The sequence below is a fragment of the Mesorhizobium sp. M0410 genome (assembly GCF_040321435.1).
Lineage (GTDB): Bacteria > Pseudomonadota > Alphaproteobacteria > Rhizobiales > Rhizobiaceae > Mesorhizobium.
Genome location: NZ_JAMYRN010000033.1, coordinates 21,014 through 40,241 on the forward strand (window position 1 = coordinate 21,014; position 19,228 = coordinate 40,241).

Consider the following 19,228-nt stretch of genomic DNA (forward strand, 5'->3'; position numbering starts at 1 on the left):
GAGTACCGGAAGCGCAGGAAACCGCCGTTCACAGGCCGGCATCACCTGAATATCGACATGCCCTACCGCGTCTTGCCGCGCAGGGCAACGATGGCCGCCGCCGTCTCCTCGATTGAACGGCGGCTGACGTCGATCATCGGCCAGCCATGCCGCGTGCATATCTGGCGGGCATAGGCGAGCTCTTCGGCGATCGCGGCACGGTCGACATAGTCGGTCGGTTCGTAGGCGCTGGTGCCGAGAATGCGGTTCTGCCGGACCTGCGAGATCCGTTCGGCGGTGGCGACCAGGCCGACGATCAGCGGCCGCGTGGCATTGACCAGGCTTTCGGGCACCGGCACGCCGAGCACGATCGGGATGTTGGCGGTCTTGATGCCGCGATTGGCGAGATAGATGCTGGTCGGCGTCTTCGAGGTGCGGGAGATGCCGACGAGCACGATGTCGGCATCATCCATATTGGCCGGCAGCTGGCCATCGTCATGCTCCATGGTGAAGTTGAGCGCGTCGATGCGGCGGAAATATTCGGCGTCCAGCACATGCTGGGCACCGACGCGTCGGCCGGCAGGCGTGCCGAGATAGGACTGGAACACCGTCAGCACCGGTTCCAGCACCGAGACGCAAGGCAGGCCCATCGCCGCGCAGCGTTCGTCAATGCCGCGGGCAAGCTTCTGGTCGACCACCGTGTAGAGGATGATGCCTGGCTCCTCTTCGATGTCCTCGAACACCTTCGTCACCTGCTTTTCGGTGCGAATGAGCGGATAGATATGTTCGATGGCGCGCGCATCCTTGTATTGCGCAGAAGCCGCGCGGCCGGCAGCCAGCAGCGTTTCGCCGGTCGCGTCGGAAATCAGGTGAAGATGAAAGAAGCTTTGCGGTTTGTTCACAGGATACATTCCAGGCTGTGGGCCGATGTGGATAAGCCGGGCGGAAAACTCGGCCACCGCAAAGCGACTGTATCAGATGCCGGTTTGTCCACAATTCGATCTGCTGTCGGCTTCTCCGCGCGGTTGGGGACAAGTCCGGGGACGGAGCTTTTTGCCTTCGCTTCATCCACAGGGGCAATTTCCCTGGCGTGGCGGCAACGCATTGACTCCAGTCGTAAATTCGCGGTTTTCCACAAAGTCCTGCAATCCCGCTGGAGATGCGCGCGACAATATGCTGGCTGGTCTTTTCCAGGGCAAAGCGGGACAGGAGACAACCACCACAACCAACAGACTCTTAGAATCATAAGATTCCTAAACATAGAATATTTAATTATAGGGAAGCCTGGAAAGGCTAGCGCTCAATGCCTCAAGACCGGATCGTGCTGGACGTGTTGAGAGGCAAGACGGCGTTTCCGCCACCGGTCTGGATGATGCGCCAGGCCGGCCGCTATCTGCCGGAATACCGGGAGACGAGGAGGCGGGCCGGATCCTTCCTCGATCTTTGCTACGACCCGGATCTCGCCGTTGAAGTGACGCTGCAGCCGATCGAACGCTTCGGCTTCGATGCATCGATCCTGTTTTCCGACATCCTTGTCGTTCCGCATGCGCTCGGCCGCGACGTGCGCTTCGAGGAAGGACGCGGCCCGCTGCTGACGCCGATCACGGCTGTGGAGATCGAGGCTCTCGACGGCGAAACGTTTCACGTGAATCTCGAGCCGGTCTACGAGACGGTGCGGCGATTGCGCGCCAGACTGCCCGATGAAACGACGCTGATCGGCTTCTGCGGTGCGCCCTGGACAGTGGCGACCTACATGATTGCCGGCCACGGAACGCCCGACCAGGCGCCGGCCAGGCTGTTCGCCTATCGCGAGCCGGCGGCCTTTCTTCGGTTGCTGAAGGTGCTCGCCGATCATTCGGCTGCCTATCTGATCCGCCAGATCGAAGCCGGCGCCGATGTCGTGCAGATCTTCGATTCGTGGTCAGGCGTGCTCGACGAAGCGTCTTTCGGATTGTTCTGCGTCGAGCCGGTGGCCGAGATCGTCCGGCAAGTGAATGCTGTCCATCCCAACGTTCCGATCATCGGCTTTCCCAAGGGCGCGGGAGACCACTATCGAAGCTATCGCCAGCAGACCGGCGTGACCGGGTTGGGCCTCGACTGGACTGTGCCCTTGTCGACGGCGAAGGAATTGCAGCGCGACGGCGCCGTGCAGGGCAATCTCGATCCGCTGAGGCTTGTAGCCGGCGGCAAGGCGCTTGCCGACGGCGTAGCGGCGATCCTGAAGGCGCTGGGCGACGGACCACTGATCTTCAACCTCGGCCACGGCATCACGCCGGAGACGCCGCTGGCGCATGTCGAGCAGATGGTGAAACTGGTGCGGAGCGCATCGTGACGATGATGGGCGCAGACAACGCGAACAGCGGTCGAGGGGCGATGCACCGCGCGGCAATTGCGATCGCCATCTTCCTGGTGCTGGCCGGGCTGCTGTTTTTCTTCGGGCCCGATGATTTCTATCCGTGGGCGAAGGCGATCCATGTGATTGCCGTCATCTCCTGGATGGCGGGCATCCTCTATCTGCCGCGCTTGCTGGTCTATCATGCCGATGCCGAAAAAGGCTCCGTCCAGTCGGAGACCTTCAAGGTGATGGAGCGCCGCCTGCTGCGCGGCATCATCAATCCGGCAATGGTGATTACCTGGGCATTCGGCCTGTGGCTCGCCTGGAAAGGCTTTGGTTTTCAGGGCGGCTGGCTGCATGCCAAGATCGCTGCGGTGGTTGGTCTGTCGGCCGCGCATGGCTATCTCGCCGGCGCCGTCCGCAAATTTGCCGAAGACCGCAATGAAAAATCGGCAAGGCACTGGCGGATCGTCAATGAGATCCCTACATTGCTGATGATCGTCATCGTCGTCCTGGTTATCGTAAAACCGTTCTGACGTCCTCGGTTGCCCGCAAAAGGCGGCTTGCTCTTTCAACCGACCGACGATAAAAGACGGGTCTTCCTTCCCGTCATGCGCCGCCCATTTATCGCTTCGGCCGCGCCCGGCATTTGTCGCATCCCGCCGATATTTTTCCCAAAGCTTACTCAGAGTCCGTCTAATGATGCAAGAAATGAAGCTCACAGAGTTCAAGAACAAGAAACCACCAGAGCTGATCGCTTATGCGGAATCGCTCGAGGTCGAGAACGCCAGCGTCATGCGCAAGCAGGAGCTGATGTTCGCGATCCTGAAGAGACTGGCGACCCAGGATATCGAGATCATCGGCGACGGCGTCGTCGAAGTGCTGCAGGACGGTTTTGGCTTCCTGCGCTCCGCCAACGCCAACTATTTGCCAGGTCCCGACGACATCTATATTTCACCCTCGCAGATCCGGCGATTCTCACTGAAGACCGGCGATACGGTCGAAGGGCCGATCCGCAGCCCGAAAGAGGGCGAGCGCTATTTTGCGCTGCTCAAGGTCAACACGATCAATTTCGACGACCCTGAAAAAATCCGCCACAAGATCCATTTCGATAATCTGACGCCGCTTTATCCGACCTCGCGGCTGAAGATGGAGATGGAGGTTCCGACCTCCAAGGATATTTCGGCGCGCGTCATCGACCTGGTGGCGCCGCTCGGCAAGGGCCAGCGCGCCCTGATCGTGGCGCAGCCGCGCACCGGCAAGACGGTGCTGTTGCAGAACATCGCCCATTCGATCACTACCAACCACCCGGAATGCTACCTGATCGTGCTTCTGATCGACGAGCGGCCGGAGGAAGTCACCGACATGCAGCGCTCGGTGAAGGGCGAGGTCGTCTCCTCGACCTTCGACGAGCCGGCGGTTCGCCACGTCCAGGTTGCCGAAATGGTCATCGAGAAGGCCAAGCGCCTCGTCGAGCACGGCCGCGACGTCGTCATCCTGCTGGATTCGATCACCCGCCTCGGCCGCGCCTACAACACCGTCGTGCCGTCATCCGGCAAGGTGCTGACCGGCGGTGTCGACGCCAACGCGCTGCAGCGGCCGAAGCGCTTCTTCGGTGCTGCCCGCAATATCGAGGAAGGCGGTTCGCTGACCATCATCGCCACCGCGCTGATAGACACCGGCAGCCGCATGGACGAAGTCATCTTCGAAGAGTTCAAGGGCACCGGCAATTCGGAAATCGTGCTCGACCGCAAGGTCGCGGACAAGCGTATCTACCCGGCCATGGACATCCTCAAGTCCGGCACCCGCAAGGAGGACCTTCTGGTTCCGCGCCAGGACCTGCAGAAGATCTTCGTGCTGCGCCGCATCCTGGCGCCGATGGGAACAACCGACGCTATCGAGTTCCTGATCGACAAGCTCAAGCAGACCAAGACCAATGCGGATTTCTTCGATTCGATGAATACGTAGGGTTGCGGGCCTTCCCTTCTCCCGTGTGGGAGCAGCAGGTGGCGAGCGAAGCTCGGTCGGATGACGGGTGCTCCAGCTTGGCAACGACGGCACTCCGTCCAACACCCCTCATCCGTCTCGGCGCTGCGCGCCAATCCACCTTCTCCCACAAGGGAGAAGGGACGGAGCGCCAGGTCCATCACCGCCGCAGCATCCGTTCCAGCTCCTCAGCTTCCGTTATCACCGGCAGGCAGACCTGCCCGGTGCACAGCCAGGCGCCGGGCTTTTCGGTTGGTGGCAGGACGCCGCCTGGCAGCGTCGGCAGGTTTGTCGCCGAGCCGACAGGCACCACGATGTCCACCCGGCGCGGGTCCGGATTTCGATTCGCAACCGGAACAAGCCTTGGATTCTCAGATCTCTCCACGATCACCAACTTCAACGGCTCGAACGCCAAGGTACAGGCATTGACTGTACCCGCTTGGCCATAGCCCTGGTGCTCAGCCCGCCCGGCCGCATGCTCGGCGACCGTCCAGGCTTTTTCCCAGAGATCGAGATCGCCCAAAAGCGACGACAATCGGACCAGGGCTTCTATGATCTGGCCGGTAGCGGAAGGAATGGCTTCGTCGACATCGCCGCGGATGCGGATCGGCACATCCGCGCTGTCCGACGCGGTCAGATAGTAGCCGGTCTTGTCGCTGTCCCGGTGCCAGAGATCGAGTTGCTCAATGAAGTTCCCGGCGCGATCGATATAGTCGGGATTGCCGGTCGCCTCGAGCAGTGAGATGGCGGCATTGGCCATGGCGGCATAGTCGCTCGACAGCGCGGGAAACAATTTCTTCTCCCCGAGCATGGAATGCGGCAGACGGGCGTCGCGGGCGGCGCCCGCAATGGCGGCAAAGGCCGCTTCCGCCGCTTCGATCCAGTCGGATCGGCCAAGCGATCGTCCGGCCTCGGCAAGGGCTGCGATCGTCAAGCCGTTCCAGTCGGTCAGGGCCTTGCCGTCACGCCCGGGCCGAACGCGCTGTTCCCTCGCTGCCAGCAGCCTTTGCTTGAGCGGAACCAGGAGGTCACGATCGACGACGCTTTGTATTTGCTGGGCTTCGGTTTGGTGGATGATCGGCTTGCCTTCCCAGCCATGCGGATCGGCAAGTGTGAAGTATTTGAAAAACAAGGCTGATTCGTAGCCAAGGACGGTCTCGATTTCATCCCTGCTCCAGGTGTAGAACAACCCCTCCTCGCCCTCGCTATCGGCATCGAGGCTGGCGGCAAAGGCACCGTCCTCGACCCGCATTTCGCGCAACAGCCAGGCAATCGTCTCTTCGATTCGCAGCCGGAATAATTCCTTGCCGGTTGACGCATAGGCCCAGTTGCACAAGCGGATGAGCTGGGCATTGTCGTAGAGCATCTTTTCGAAATGCGGCACCAGCCATTCGGCGTCGGTCGAGTAGCGGCTGAGGCCGCCGCCAATATGGTCGTAGATGCCGCCGGCCAGCATCTTTTCGAGGCTGAGGAGAACGGCGTCGCGGTGGGATGCGGTGCCGTCGCGCAGCCAGCACAACCAGAGGCTCTGCATGAACGGCGCGTTGGGGAATTTCGGCGCGCCGCGCAGGCCGCCCAGCTCGCTGTCGATCATGCCGTCAATGCCGTTGGCGAACTTTGCCAGCATGCCGCGGTCGAGCACGGCCTTGGCATGGCTGCCCGCCAGCCGCGTCTCGACATGCGTGCTCAAGCCGTCGGCACTTTGGTTAACGCTTTCTTTCTTCTCCCGCCAAGCCTTGTCAACCGCCTCCAGCACCTGGACAAAGCCCGGCCGGCCGTAGCGGGCCTCGCGCGGAAAGTAAGTGCCGCCCCAGAACGGCTTGCCATCCGGGGTCAGGAACATGGTCAGCGGCCAGCCGCCTTGCTCGCCCATCGAGGACAATGCCGCCATATAGATCTGGTCGATGTCGGGGCGCTCCTCGCGGTCGACCTTGATATTGACGAAGAGACGGTTCATGACGGCGGCGACGTCGTCGTTCTCGAAGCTCTCATGCGCCATGACGTGGCACCAATGGCACGCGGCGTAGCCGACAGAGAGCAGGATCGGGCGCTGCAGCGCCTTTGCTTCGGCCAGAGCGGCGGGCGACCATGGCCGCCAGTGCACCGGATTGCCGCTGTGCTGCTGCAGATAGGGGCTGGCCTCTTCGGCAAGCAAGTTTTGTGCAGGCAAGGTCACGGCGCTACTCGAAGGCGGATTGAACAGGCATAGCTAGGGCGCTTCGGCAGAGCGGGCAAATGATTTTGAAAGACTCCATTGTAGCGCTGTCGAGCGGGCGCCTGCCGGCCGGCATTGCGGTGATTCGGATTTCCGGGCCGCAGAGTCGATTCGTTGTCGAAACGATTTCCGGATCGACCGTGCCGAACCGCGTGGCCGCCTATCGCAAGCTCCGGGCGCCCGACGGATCGGTGCTGGACAGCGGCCTGGTCGTCTTCTTTGCCGGGCCCGACAGTTTCACCGGCGAGGACGTCGCCGAGTTCCATGTGCATGGCGGACGCGCCGTCGTGGCGAGGATGCTGGAAACCATCGCCTCCTTCGACGGCGTCAGGCACGCCGAGCCTGGTGAATTCACCCGCCGTGCCTTTCTCAGCGGCAAGCTCGATCTGGTCGAGACCGAGGCGCTGGCCGATCTCATCAACGCCGAGACCGAAGCGCAGCGGCGCTTTGCCGTTCACAACGCTCAGGGCGTGCAGAGCGAACTCTATCTGGGCTGGCGCCGACGGCTGATCCACGCTCGGGCGATGATCGAGGCCGAGATCGATTTTGCCGACGAGGACGACGTGCCGGGTTCGGTCGCCGATACGGTCTGGTCCGATGTTCAGGCCATGATCGACGAAATCGAGCGCCATGTCGCCGGCTTTCGTGCCGCCGAAATCATCCGCGACGGATTCGAAGTCGTGATCCTTGGCGCGCCGAATGCCGGCAAGTCCAGCCTGTTCAACGCTTTGGCGCGGCGCGAAGCGGCCATCGTCACCGACGAGCCCGGCACGACCCGCGACCTGCTAGAAGTGGTGCTGGACCTGGAAGGGGTGCGGGTCAGGGTAACCGACACCGCCGGTCTGCGCGAGGCGCCCGGCAAGATCGAGGCGATTGGCATAGAGAAGGCCAGGACCAAGGCGCACAGCGCTGATCTGCTGCTGCTGCTGGAGGATCTGGCGGAGCCAGTCGCGATCGGTATGCGGCCGGGCGACATGCCGGCGCTGAGGGTCGGAACAAAAATTGACCTGTTGGGGGGCAAGTCACCCTCGCCCACGGCGCACTATGATTTCGCCATCTCGACGCGGGACGGCGCGGGTCTGGCCGAATTGCTGGACGAGATCGGGCGTCGTGCCGCAGCGCAGATCGGCAAGGCCGGCGATATCCTGCCGTCGCGGCTGCGGCACGTCGAGTTGCTCAACGAGACGAAACGCTTCCTGGTCGCAGCAGTGGTCAGTGGTCATCGCGGGCAGGAGCTACGGGCCGAGGAACTGCGCCTGGCAGCGGATCGGCTTGGACGGATCGTCGGGGCGGTCGATGTCGAGGATATGCTGGACGTTATCTTTTCGCAGTTCTGTATCGGCAAATGACTCACGTGAAACATTGCAAGCATCCGTGACGGAAGGCGAGCGACGGCGCTCCTTCCCCGTCCCGCCGATGTTCTGCGCCACCGAAGGCACCAACGCCGTGACTCACGTGAAACACCAGGCGCTGATACCGCTACATTGTTTCACGTGAAACGAGCAGTGTTCTTGACAGCATGTGGCTGTGGGCACATGTGTCGGCAGATTTGAATCGGAATATACAAATGACCAATCGCTACGATGTGGTTGTGGTGGGCGGCGGCCATGCTGGGTGCGAGGCTGCAAGCGCCGCTGCGCGGGCTGGCGCCAGAACGGCGCTGGTGACGCTGCGCTTCGACACGATCGGCGTGATGTCCTGCAATCCGGCGATCGGCGGCCTCGGCAAGGGCCATCTGGTTCGCGAGATCGACGCCATGGACGGGCTGATGGGGCGCGTTGCCGATGCGGCCGGCATCCAGTTCCGGCTGCTCAACCGCCGCAAAGGGCCGGCGGTGCGTGGTCCGCGAACGCAAGCCGACAGAAAGCTCTATCGCCTCGCCATGCAAGCGGCGATTCGCGAGCAGGCCGGTCTCGATGTGGTCGAGGGCGAGGTTCTCGATTTTGAAATCGACAATGGGCGCATCGCGGCGGTGCTGCTGGCGGATGGACGCCGGCTCGCCTGCGGCGCCGTGGTGCTGACGACCGGCACTTTCTTGCGCGGGCTGATCCATATTGGCGAGAAGAAGATTGTCGCCGGCCGCATGAACGAGCAGGCGAGCGTCGGCCTCTCGGCGACGATGAGCCGCGCCGGCTTCAAGCTCGGGCGGCTGAAGACCGGCACGCCGCCGCGGCTGGACGGCAGGACGATCGATTGGGCGTCGCTGGAGAGCCAGGCGGCGGACGAAGATCCCGTGCCGTTCTCGCTGCTCACCGAGCGCATCGAAAACCCGCAGATCCACTGCGGCATCACCCGAACGACCCACGCCACGCATGAGCTGATTCGCGCCAATCTCGGCCGGTCGGCCATGTATTCGGGGTCAATCGAAGGCGTCGGGCCGCGTTATTGCCCGTCGATCGAAGACAAGATCGTCAAGTTCGGCGACCGCGAAGGCCACCAGATCTTTCTGGAGCCGGAAGGGCTGGACGACGACACGGTGTATCCGAACGGCATTTCGACCTCGCTGCCCGAGGACGTGCAGCTCGACATGCTGAAGACCATTCCGGGGCTGGAGCGGGCAACCATGCTGCAGCCGGGCTATGCCATCGAGTATGACCATGTCGACCCGCGCGAGCTCAAGCCAACGCTGGAGACAAAGCGGATCGGCGGGCTTTTCCTCGCCGGCCAGATCAACGGCACCACCGGCTACGAGGAGGCCGGCGCGCAAGGACTGCTCGCCGGCCTCAACGCGGCGCGCAAGGCCTCGGCGAGCGATGAAATCGTGCTCAGCCGCACCGAAGCCTATATCGGGGTGATGGTCGACGATTTGACCAGCCGCGGCATCACCGAACCGTACCGCATGTTCACCTCGCGGGCCGAGTTCCGGCTGTCTTTGCGAGCCGACAACGCCGATGAGCGGCTGACGCCGCTGGCTATGAGACTGGGGATCGCCTCGCCGGAGCGGATGCAGCGGTTCAACAATGTCGTGCAAGACCTTGAGAAAGCGCGACAGCTCGCCCTCGGCACCACCATGACCCCCAATGAGGCGGCGCGCCATGGGCTCGAAATCAACCGGGACGGCGTCCGCCGCTCAGCCTATGAGTTGCTGGCCTATCCTGGCGTCGACATCGCCTGGCTGGCGCGGATCGAGCCGGCTTTCGCGGTGATCGACAGCAAAACGGCCGAACGTCTTGAAACGGAAGCCAGATATTCTGTCTATCTCGACCGCCAGCAGGCTGACGTCTCGCAGATCAGGCATGAGGAGAGCAGGCTGATTCCCGAATCGCTCGACTTTGCCTCTGTTCCCGGCCTGTCCAATGAGTTGAAGCAGAAGATGCTGGCACGCCAGCCGCGCTCCATTGCCGATGCGCAGCGTATGGAGGGCATGACGCCGGCGGCGCTGGCAATCATCGTCGCGCATGTGCGCAATGCCGAGGCGGCTGCGCGAAAGCAGGTCGCGTGAGCACTGCGTCCTGGGCAAACCTGCAAGAGGCAGCAGGCCCGGTTTCACGTGAAACATTCGATCGTCTGGTCGCGTTCGAGGCCGTCTTCCAGAAATGGAACCGCCGGATCAATCTCGCCGCGCAATCGACGCAGGACGATGTCTGGCGCCGCCACATCCTCGACAGCGCGCAGCTGGCGCGAATCAAACCAGAGGCGAAGCGCTGGGTCGATCTCGGCTCGGGCGGCGGGTTTCCCGGCCTCGTGCTGGCATTTTTGCTCGCCGAGCGAGAAGGCGCCAGCATCGATCTTGTTGAAAGCAACCGGAAGAAAGCATCGTTCCTGCAAACGGTCGTCGGACAGTTCAATCTGCCCGCCAAGGTCATCGCGCGCCGCATCGACGATAGCTATCCTCTTGTTCCTGCACCGCAAATCGTCACAGCCAGGGCGCTCGCCTCGCTGCCCGACTTGCTCGACCTGACGGCGCCGTGGCTGACCAAGGGGTCGCATGGCCTGTTTCACAAAGGCCGGGATTACCGCGCCGAAGTGGCAGAAAGCGCTCAACGATGGTCTTTCGATCTGGTAGAACATGCCAGTGCAACCGACGCGCAGGGCGTCATTCTTGAAGTATCCGACTTGCGACCGCATCCTGGCTTGTGACCGGCGACCCCAAATGAATTTCTGGCATGAATTTCTGGCATAGACCCATGATGAAGAACGGCCCCCGAATCATCACCGTCGCCAACCAGAAGGGCGGCGTCGGCAAGACGACGACTGCCATCAATCTGGCCACCGCGCTGGCGGCCATAGGCGAACAGGTGCTGATCGTCGATCTCGACCCGCAGGGCAATGCCAGCACCGGGCTTGGCATCGACCGGCGCGACCGCACCGTCTCGTCCTATGACGTGCTGACCGGCGAACTCGATCTCGAAGCGGCGGCGATCCCGACGGCGGTGCCTGGCCTGTCGATCGTCCCGTCGACGCTCGACCTGCTCGGCATCGAGATGGAAATCGCCTCGGCGCCGGATCGGGTGCTGCGGCTGCGCAACGCGCTACGGGCTTCGGCCGAGCGCTCGGCCAACTTCGGCTATGTGCTGATCGACTGCCCGCCGTCGCTCAACCTGCTGACACTGAATTCGATGGCTGCAGCCGATTCGGTGCTGGTGCCGCTGCAGTGCGAGTTTTTCGCGCTGGAGGGCCTGAGCCAGCTTTTGGAGACGGTCGAGCAGGTGCGCCGCTCGATCAACCCCGACCTGACGATCCAGGGCATCGTGCTGACCATGTTCGACGGGCGCAACAATCTCGCCAACCAGGTGGTGCAGGATGTGCGGGCGCATATGGGCGACAAGGTCTATGAAACCGTCATCCCGCGCAATGTCCGCGTTTCCGAGGCGCCGTCCTATGGCAAGCCGGCGATTCTCTACGACCTCAAATGCTCGGGCAGCCAGGCCTATCTGCAGCTTGCTTCGGAAGTCATCCGCCGCGAGCGCAAATTGCGTGCTGCCTAAACAATAAGCCGATTCGACACCGAAACGATCTGGACGGATGATGAACGAAGACCTTTCGAGGAAAAGACTGGGACGGGGACTGGCGGCCCTGATCGGCGAAATCGATCGTCCGGCGGCACCGGAAAAGCCGGGCCTGGCGGCCGACGGCAAGGTGCCGATCGAGTTCCTCAGCCCCAATCCCAAAAACCCGCGCCGGCATTTTGGCGACGCCGACCTGACCGACCTCGCCCAGTCGATCCGCGAACATGGCGTGGTGCAGCCGGTGGTGGCGCGGCCGTCGAAAACCCAAACGGGCCGTTACGAGATCATCGCAGGCGAGCGTCGTTGGCGCGCGGCGCAACGCGCCGGGCTGACCGAAATCCCGATCATCGTACGCGACGTCAACGATCGCACGGCGCTCGAACTGGCGATCATCGAAAACGTCCAGCGCACCGACCTCAACCCGGTCGAAGAGGCGCTGGGCTACCAGCAGCTGATCGACGACCACGGCTATACACAAGCCGATCTCGGCCAGGTGATCGGCAAGAGCCGCAGCCATGTCGCCAATACGCTGAGGCTGCTCAAGCTGCCCGACGTCATTCGCGACATGCTGGTCGACGGCGCGCTCTCGGCCGGCCACGCCCGCACCCTGGTGACCGCCGAGGACCCGGCCGGGCTTGCCAAGCGGATCATCGACGAGGGGCTTTCGGTGCGCCAGGCCGAGGCGCTGGCGCAGATGCCGGTCGGCGCGCCGGCGGCAAAGCGCCAGCCCGCAGCGCCGCCGCAAAAGGATGCCGACACGCTAGCGCTGGAAAAATTGATGACCAATACGATCGGCATGATCGTCACGATCGAGCACAACCAGCGCGGCGGCGTGATCAGCGTCGCTTACCGGACGCTGGAGCAGCTTGACGAGCTTTGCCGAAGGCTGAAGCGGGAGTAGGTAGGCTGCTGAAAGATCGCGATATTTAGCCGGCAAATGAAGTAGACTAAGTGAGTCAATAAAGGCCAGCCATTGCGTCGGCCGTTTTCTCTTTGAGACATTGGCGGTTGGCGAAATCGCTGAAGCCGTCAATCTCCCCCTCGAGGAGGGAGATCAGGCTCGCTGCGCCAGCCTTGCGCTCTCCACGGCAATGCCGAGCAGGGCCTGTCGTGCCAGCGCGATCGACAGATCCGGCCGCCGGCGTGTCTGCAGGACCGCCGTCTGCAGGCGGTTGAGTGCGCGGCCGAGCGCTTCGCTGCTCCACCGTTCGAGGGCTTTCTCCACCAGCTTGCGCCGGGAGAAAAAAACCGGCGGGCGCGCCGCGGCAACGACCGAAGCGGCATTGCGGCCGCCGGCGTCCATCTGGCCGCGCATGGCCTGGATCGTCTGCAGCTGCCGCATCGCCGATGAAAGCACCAGGAAGGGCTGGCCGCCGGACTGGCAATGGCGGGTAAAGGCGGTGTCGAAGTCGGCGATCCTGCCTTCGAGCAGGGCGTCGACCGCCGTATCGAAGGAGAGGCCTGAGACGTCGCCAGACGTCGCCTTGACGTCGTCAAGGCCGATTTCGGCCTGGCCATGCGCATAAAGCACAAGCTTTTCGATCTCGCCGCGCGAGGCCAGCCGGTCGCCGCCGAGATTGCGGCGCAGCGCCTGCCGGGCCTCCAGCGTCATCGACATGCCGGCCTTGCGCAGTTCGTCGTCGATGACCGTATCGATATCCCTGGCTTCATCGGCATAGCAAGGCAATGCCATGGCATTATCCGCCGCCTCCACCACGGCGCGCAGGCCGACGCCCTTCTTCAGGTCGCCGGCCTCGATAAGGATGATGGCGTCCCGTGCGGGCTCCGACGTCAGCGCCTTGACGTCGTCGGCAAGCGCCTTCTGGGCGCCGGCATTGCGCACCCATAGCAGGCGCCGCTCCGAAAACATCGGCACGGTGCGGGCCTCGTCGAGCAGGCGGCCCTCGTCGCGGTCGACTTCCGATCCGTCCAGCCTGACCACTGAGAACGGATCGTCAAGCGGCAGGCCGGTCTTGCCGGCAAAGGCCTTTGCCCGCTCGGCAACCAGCCCGCGATCGGGACCGTAAAGCAGCACGATCGAGACGCGCGGATCCGGCTTCGCGAGCCATGCATCGACTTCGTATGCTTTCTTCTGTGCCATGGGCGCTGATTAGCACGAGGCGGGCGCAGGGTGAACGGAGGGTTGGCGGGATTGTATCGCGACGCCTATGGGACAGCGCCCCCCTCTATCCTGCCGGACAGAGGGGGGCGCGAAGGAACTCGACAGAGGGATCTTGCCAGCAGGAATCCCTTCTCATGCGCCAGATCAGGCCGGACCATTCGCCAAATTGCGCATGGCGGAGGAAGATCGACAAGAAATTTCGCGGACATATCTTCATCTTGACGAGTGCTGGCCGGCGCGGTCGTTGGCCCGAAGCCGCGCCCGACGAATTGGCACTGGTCCGGCGGTGTGCAACTATCCTGGCCGGGCAACAGTGGAGGACCGAGATCATGGCCGATGCCGGAATGTTGCGCTTCCATGTTCCGGAACCGGAAGTGCGGCCGGGCGGGACGCCGGATTTCTCCAATGTGAGCATTCCAAAAGCTGGCTCGGTGCCGCGCCCGAAGATCGACGTCGACCCGCGCGACATCCGCGATCTGGCCTTCTCGATCATCCGCGTGCTCAACCGCGCTGGCGAGGCGGTCGGGCCGTGGGCAGGGCTGCTTTCGGACGACGAGTTGCTGGAGGGGCTGCGCCATATGATGACGCTGCGCAGCTTCGATGCGCGCATGCAGATGGCGCAGCGCCAGGGCAAGACCTCTTTCTACATGCAGCATCTCGGCGAAGAGGCAGTGAGCTGCGCCTTTCGCAAGGCGCTGTCGCGGGGCGACATGAATTTTCCGACCTATCGGCAGGCCGGCCTGCTCATCGCCGACGGTTACCCGATGGTCACGATGATGAACCAGATCTATTCGAACGAGGCCGATCCGCTGAAAGGGCGGCAATTGCCGATCATGTATTCGTCGAAGGAGCACGGCTTCTTCTCGATCTCCGGCAATCTGGCGACGCAGTACATCCAGGCGGTCGGCTGGGCGATGGCCTCGGCAATCAGCAATGATTCAAAGATCGCCGCCGCCTGGATCGGCGACGGCTCGACCGCCGAGTCCGACTTCCATTCGGCGCTGGTGTTCGCCTCGACCTACAAGGCGCCGGTCGTGCTTAACGTCGTCAACAACCAATGGGCGATTTCGACCTTCCAGGGCATCGCCCGCGGCGGCTCCGGTACTTTTGCCGCCCGTGGCCTCGGCTTCGGCATCCCGTCACTGCGCGTCGACGGCAACGACTATCTCGCCGTCCATGCGGTGGCCAAATGGGCGGCGGAACGGGCGCGTAGCAATCTCGGGCCGACGCTGGTCGAATACGTCACCTACCGCGTCGGCGCGCATTCGAGCTCCGACGACCCGTCGGCCTACAGGCCGAAGGCCGAGTCCGACGCCTGGCCGCTCGGCGACCCGATCGTCAGGCTGAAGAACCACCTCATCCAGCGCGGCGTCTGGTCTGACGAACGCCACGCCCAGGCCGAGGCGGAAATTCTCGACACGGTGATTTCAGCGCAGCGGGAGGCCGAGCGCCACGGCACGCTGCATGCCGGCGGCAAGCCTTCGGCGCGCGATATGTTCGAGGGCGTCTATGCCGAGATGCCGCCGCATCTCAGGCGCCAGCGCCAACAGGCCGGGGTCTGACCATGCCGCGGCGGACCATGATCGAGGCGATCCGCGACGCCATGGACGTGTCGATGGCGCGCGACGAACGCGTCATCGTGTTCGGCGAGGATGTCGGCTTCTTCGGCGGCGTCTTCCGCTGCACGCAAGGCCTGCAGGCGAAATACGGCAAGAGCCGCTGCTTCGATGCGCCGATCAGCGAATCCGGGATTGTCGGCGCGGCCATCGGCATGGCGGCCTACGGGCTGAAGCCTTGCGTCGAGGTGCAGTTTGCCGACTATGTTTATCCGGCCTATGACCAGATCGTCTCGGAAGCGGCGCGGCTGCGCTACCGCTCGAACGGCGATTTCACCTGCCCGATCGTCGTGAGAATGCCGACCGGCGGCGGCATTTTCGGCGGCCAGACCCACAGCCAGAGCCCGGAGGCGCTGTTCACCCATGTCTCCGGCCTGAAGGTCGTGGTTCCGTCCAATCCGCACGACGCCAAGGGCCTGCTGATCGCAGCGATCGAGGATCCCGACCCGGTGATCTTCCTGGAGCCGAAGCGGCTGTATAACGGCCCCTTCGACGGTCATCACGAGCGGCCGGTGACGCCATGGTCGAAGCATCAGCTCGGCGAAGTCGCCGATGGCCACTACACGGTGCCGCTCGGCAAGGCGGTGATCCGCAGACAGGGCTCGGCAGTCACCGTGCTTGCCTACGGCACGATGGTCTATGTTGCCCAGGCGGCAGCCGAGGAGACCGGCATCGATGCCGAGATCATCGATCTGAGGACACTGCTGCCGCTGGATCTCGAGACGATCGTCGCCTCGGTCAACAAGACCGGGCGCTGCGTGATCGTGCACGAGGCGACGCTGACATCCGGCTTCGGCGCCGAACTTTCGGCGCTGGTTCAGGAGAACTGCTTCTACCATCTGGAAGCGCCGGTGGCGCGGGTCACCGGCTGGGACACGCCCTATCCGCATGCGCAGGAGTGGGACTATTTTCCCGGTCCCGCCCGGCTAGGCCGCGCGCTCGTCGAAACGATGGAGGCCTGAGGGGGGAAGACAATGGGCGAATATGTCATCAAGCTGCCCGATGTCGGCGAAGGCGTCGCCGAGGCCGAGCTGGTCGAATGGCAGGTCAAGGTCGGCGATCTCGTGCGCGAGGACGCCGTGCTTGCCGCGGTCATGACCGACAAGGCGACGGTCGAGATCCCTTCGCCCGTCGATGGCGAGATCCTCTGGCTTGGCGCCGAGATCGGCGACACTGTGGCGATCGGCGCGCCAATCGTCAGGTTGAAAGTGGCCGGCGAGGGGAACGTCAAGGTTGGCGCGACGCTTGCAGACGTTACGGCGGAGGGTACCCCTGACGATGCGCGGGCTCGCCCGTCCTCGGGCTTGGAGCCGTCATTACCCAATTTGGCGCCGTCATCCTCGGGCTTGTCCCGAGGATCTGCCGTCCCACACGGATATGACGCGATCAGTTCCGAGAGGTCGGTAGATCCTCGGGACAAGCCCGGGGATGACGGCGCCAGGTCCAAGGTCAACAGCGCGCCGCGTCCGGAAGGCGAAAAACCACTGGCCTCGCCGGCCGTCCGCCTCAGGGCGAAAGAGGCCGGCATCGACCTTCGGCAGGTCCCGGGGAGCGGCCCGGCCGGCCGCATCCGGCATGAGGACATCGACGCGTTCCTGGCACGCGGACCGCAGCTCGCGAAGGCCCCTGGCCTTGCCCGCAACGAGACGGTCGAGGACATCAAGATAGTCGGGCTCAGGCGAAAGATCGCCGAGAAGATGACGCTGGCCAAGTCGCGCATCCCGCACATCACCTATGTCGAGGAGATCGACGTCACCGCACTCGAGGATTTGCGCGCCGCGCTCAACAAGGAGAAGCGGCCGGGCGCGGACAGGCCGAAGCTGACGCTGCTGCCGTTCCTGATGCGGGCGATGGTCAAGGCCATTGCCGACCAGCCGAACCTCAATGCGCTGTTCGACGACGAAGCCGGCATCGTCCACCAGCATGGCGGCGTCCATATCGGCATCGCGGCGCAGACGCCTGCGGGGCTGATGGTGCCGGTGGTCAAGCACGCCGAGGCGCGCGACATCTGGGACTGCGCCGCCGAGGTTAACAGGCTCGCCGAGGCGGCCAGGTCGGGCACGGCGACACGCGACGAGCTTTCGGGCTCGACCATCACCATCACTTCGCTCGGCGCCATGGGTGGCGTGGCGACGACGCCGGTGATCAATCATCCGGAAGTGGCGATCGTCGGCGTCAACAAGATGATGGTGCGGCCGGTATGGGACGGCAGCCAGTTCATCCCGCGCAAGATGATGAACCTGTCCTCCAGCTTCGACCATCGCGTCGTCGACGGCTGGGACGCTGCGGTGTTTATCCAGCGCATCAAGACGCTGCTAGAGACGCCCGCGTTGATTTTTGTGGACTGAGGTAATGAGAACGGTCGCAACGGCCCCCTCACCCGGCCTCCGCATCGCTACCCTCTCCCCGAGGGGAGAGGAGGTCGCCAGCGCCGGCGCTAGCCTCTTCTCCCCAGCGGGGAGAAGGTGGCCGCGAAGCGGCCGGATGAGGGGGTCTTTCTTCGCCAACAAGAGCCTATCGCCATGAAGGAAATCTCCTGCAAGCTGCTGGTCATCGGCGCCGGTCCGGGCGGCTATGTCTGCGCGATCCGTGCCGGGCAGCTCGGCATCGATACGGTTATCGTCGAGTTCGGCAGACCGGGCGGCACCTGTCTCAATGTCGGCTGCATCCCGTCCAAGGCGCTGATCCACGCGGCCGAGGAGTTCGAGAAGCTCTCGCACATGGCGGGTGGAAAAAGCCCGCTCGGTATTGCGATCGCCGCACCATCGCTTGATCTCGCCGCCACCATGGCCTGGAAAGACGGGATCGTTAGCCGGCTGAACAACGGTGTTGCCGGCCTGCTGAAGAAAGCTGGCGTGAAGACGGTGCATGGCTGGGCGACGTTTCGCGACGGCAAGACCGTTGCCGTCGACACCGAGATCGGCATCCAGGTGATCCGCGCCGAAACGGTGGTGATTGCGACCGGCTCGGCGCCGGTCGAGTTGCTATCGCTGCCGTTCGGCGGACCGGTTATTTCGTCGACCGAGGTGCTGGCGCTGAGCGAAGTTCCAGAGAGGCTGGCGGTGGTCGGCGGCGGCTATATCGGTCTGGAACTCGGCATCGCCTTTGCCAAGCTGGGGGCCAAGGTGACCGTGGTCGAGGCGTTGCCGCGCGTGCTGGCGCAATATGATGCGGAACTGACCCGGCCGGTGGTTAAGCGGCTGGCCGAACTCGGCATCGAGGTGCTCGTGAACGCCAAGGCCAAGGGGCTGTCCACCAAGCGCGACGCGCTGCTGGTCGAGACGAATGGCGGCAAGAACGGCAAGATCGCTGCCGACAAGGTCCTGGTCACGGTCGGTCGCAAGCCGGTGACCGAAGGCTGGGGGTTGGAGCAGATCGACCTCGACATGGCCGGCTCCTTCATCCGCATCGACGACCAGTGCCGCAGCTCGATGCGCGGTATCTTTGCCATTGGCGACGTCACTGGCGAGCCGATGCTGGCGCACCGGGCGATGGCGCAAGGCGAAATGGTCGCCGAGATCGTCGCCGGCCACAAGCGCAGCTGGGACAGACGAGCGATCCCGGCTGTCTGCTTCACCGACCCGGAGCTGGTCACCGCGGGCCTGTCGCCGGAAGAGGCCAAGGCGCGTGGCGAGATCAAGGTCGGACAGTTTCCCTTCACCGCCAATGGCCGGGCAATGACGAAGTTGGGCGAGGACGGATTCGTGCGGGTCGTTGCCCGCGCCGACAACCATCTGGTGCTGGGCATCCAGGCCGTCGGCCAGGGCGTGTCGGAATTATCTACGGCCTTTGGCCTAGCGCTGGAGATGGGTGCGACGCTGGAGGATATCGCCGGAACGATCCATGCCCATCCAACACAGGGCGAGGGTTTTCAGGAAGCGGCGCTGAAGGCGCTGGGGCGGGCGGTGCATGTTTGAGGGCTCGCGCTCTCCCCCCCTTGAGCAGGGGAATCGCATATGGCGATTTTGGGGTTGAGTTTAGGCTGAGAAAGGATTCTTTGGAGAGGCAGTTGAGCGAAGGAGCGAC

Annotated in this window: 15 protein-coding genes; 12 read left to right on the forward strand and 3 right to left on the reverse strand. The window is 63.6% G+C overall.

Translation table 11 applies throughout. The features are described 5' to 3' along the window. Positions 1–62 precede the first annotated feature (62 nt). On the reverse strand, positions 63–881 hold the full coding sequence (locus NKI63_RS28470; RefSeq protein WP_254817949.1) for a pyruvate, water dikinase regulatory protein: 819 nt from the start codon (positions 879–881) through the stop codon (positions 63–65). Positions 882–1,282: 401 nt separating this feature from the next. Here NKI63_RS28470 and hemE point away from each other — a divergent pair, with 401 nt between their 5' ends. From hemE to rho, 3 genes are all read left to right on the forward strand, one after another. Then, positions 1,283–2,311 (forward strand): uroporphyrinogen decarboxylase, encoded by a 1,029-nt coding sequence (gene hemE, locus NKI63_RS28475; protein ID WP_352508599.1) that lies wholly within the window; start codon positions 1,283–1,285, stop codon positions 2,309–2,311. Positions 2,312–2,352: 41 nt separating this feature from the next. Then, positions 2,353–2,850, forward strand: a complete 498-nt coding sequence (gene hemJ, locus NKI63_RS28480; RefSeq protein ID WP_502900523.1) for a protoporphyrinogen oxidase HemJ — start codon at positions 2,353–2,355, stop codon at positions 2,848–2,850. Between the two features lie 166 nt (positions 2,851–3,016). After that, complete coding sequence (gene rho / locus NKI63_RS28485; RefSeq protein ID WP_023675925.1) at positions 3,017–4,282, forward strand: transcription termination factor Rho; 1,266 nt, start codon at positions 3,017–3,019, stop codon at positions 4,280–4,282. A gap of 178 nt (positions 4,283–4,460) precedes the next feature. Here rho and NKI63_RS28490 read toward each other — a convergent pair whose 3' ends face one another. Then, the gene (locus NKI63_RS28490; protein WP_352824003.1) at positions 4,461–6,476 is read right to left on the reverse strand and encodes a thioredoxin domain-containing protein; all 2,016 of its coding nucleotides are present in this window, start codon (positions 6,474–6,476) and stop codon (positions 4,461–4,463) included. Positions 6,477–6,535: 59 nt separating this feature from the next. Here NKI63_RS28490 and mnmE point away from each other — a divergent pair, with 59 nt between their 5' ends. From mnmE to NKI63_RS28515, 5 genes are all read left to right on the forward strand, one after another. Further along, positions 6,536–7,864 carry a tRNA uridine-5-carboxymethylaminomethyl(34) synthesis GTPase MnmE gene (gene mnmE, locus NKI63_RS28495; RefSeq protein ID WP_352824004.1) on the forward strand — a complete coding sequence of 443 codons (1,329 nt, stop codon included), beginning with the start codon at positions 6,536–6,538 and terminating at the stop codon, positions 7,862–7,864. A gap of 218 nt (positions 7,865–8,082) precedes the next feature. Further along, positions 8,083–9,957 (forward strand): tRNA uridine-5-carboxymethylaminomethyl(34) synthesis enzyme MnmG, encoded by a 1,875-nt coding sequence (mnmG, locus tag NKI63_RS28500; RefSeq protein ID WP_352508596.1) that lies wholly within the window; start codon positions 8,083–8,085, stop codon positions 9,955–9,957. Further along, positions 9,954–10,595 carry a 16S rRNA (guanine(527)-N(7))-methyltransferase RsmG gene (gene rsmG / locus NKI63_RS28505; protein WP_352508595.1) on the forward strand — a complete coding sequence of 214 codons (642 nt, stop codon included), beginning with the start codon at positions 9,954–9,956 and terminating at the stop codon, positions 10,593–10,595. Before mnmG ends, rsmG begins: the two co-directional genes overlap by 4 nt. A 47-nt stretch (positions 10,596–10,642) precedes the next feature. Next, positions 10,643–11,443 (forward strand): ParA family protein, encoded by an 801-nt coding sequence (locus tag NKI63_RS28510; protein WP_084642633.1) that lies wholly within the window; start codon positions 10,643–10,645, stop codon positions 11,441–11,443. Between the two features lie 40 nt (positions 11,444–11,483). Then, the gene (locus NKI63_RS28515) at positions 11,484–12,365 is read left to right on the forward strand and encodes a ParB/RepB/Spo0J family partition protein (RefSeq protein WP_352824005.1); all 882 of its coding nucleotides are present in this window, start codon (positions 11,484–11,486) and stop codon (positions 12,363–12,365) included. Positions 12,366–12,518: 153 nt separating this feature from the next. On the opposite strand, the gene holA is transcribed toward NKI63_RS28515, so the two are convergent. Then, entirely contained in the window at positions 12,519–13,565 is a 1,047-nt protein-coding gene (gene holA / locus NKI63_RS28520) for a DNA polymerase III subunit delta (protein ID WP_352824006.1), read from the reverse strand. Between the two features lie 350 nt (positions 13,566–13,915). On the opposite strand from holA, the gene NKI63_RS28525 reads away from it, so the two are divergent. The 4 genes from NKI63_RS28525 (at position 13,916) to lpdA (ending at position 19,119) form a co-directional block, all read left to right on the forward strand. Continuing rightward, on the forward strand, positions 13,916–15,148 hold the full coding sequence (locus NKI63_RS28525; RefSeq protein WP_254817940.1) for a 3-methyl-2-oxobutanoate dehydrogenase (2-methylpropanoyl-transferring) subunit alpha: 1,233 nt from the start codon (positions 13,916–13,918) through the stop codon (positions 15,146–15,148). Between the two features lie 2 nt (positions 15,149–15,150). After that, complete coding sequence (locus tag NKI63_RS28530; RefSeq protein WP_352508592.1) at positions 15,151–16,164, forward strand: alpha-ketoacid dehydrogenase subunit beta; 1,014 nt, start codon at positions 15,151–15,153, stop codon at positions 16,162–16,164. Positions 16,165–16,176: 12 nt separating this feature from the next. Then, on the forward strand, positions 16,177–17,550 hold the full coding sequence (locus NKI63_RS28535; protein ID WP_352508591.1) for a dihydrolipoamide acetyltransferase family protein: 1,374 nt from the start codon (positions 16,177–16,179) through the stop codon (positions 17,548–17,550). A 174-nt stretch (positions 17,551–17,724) separates the two neighbouring features. Continuing rightward, entirely contained in the window at positions 17,725–19,119 is a 1,395-nt protein-coding gene (gene lpdA, locus NKI63_RS28540; protein ID WP_352508590.1) for a dihydrolipoyl dehydrogenase, read from the forward strand. Positions 19,120–19,228: the final 109 nt, after the last annotated feature.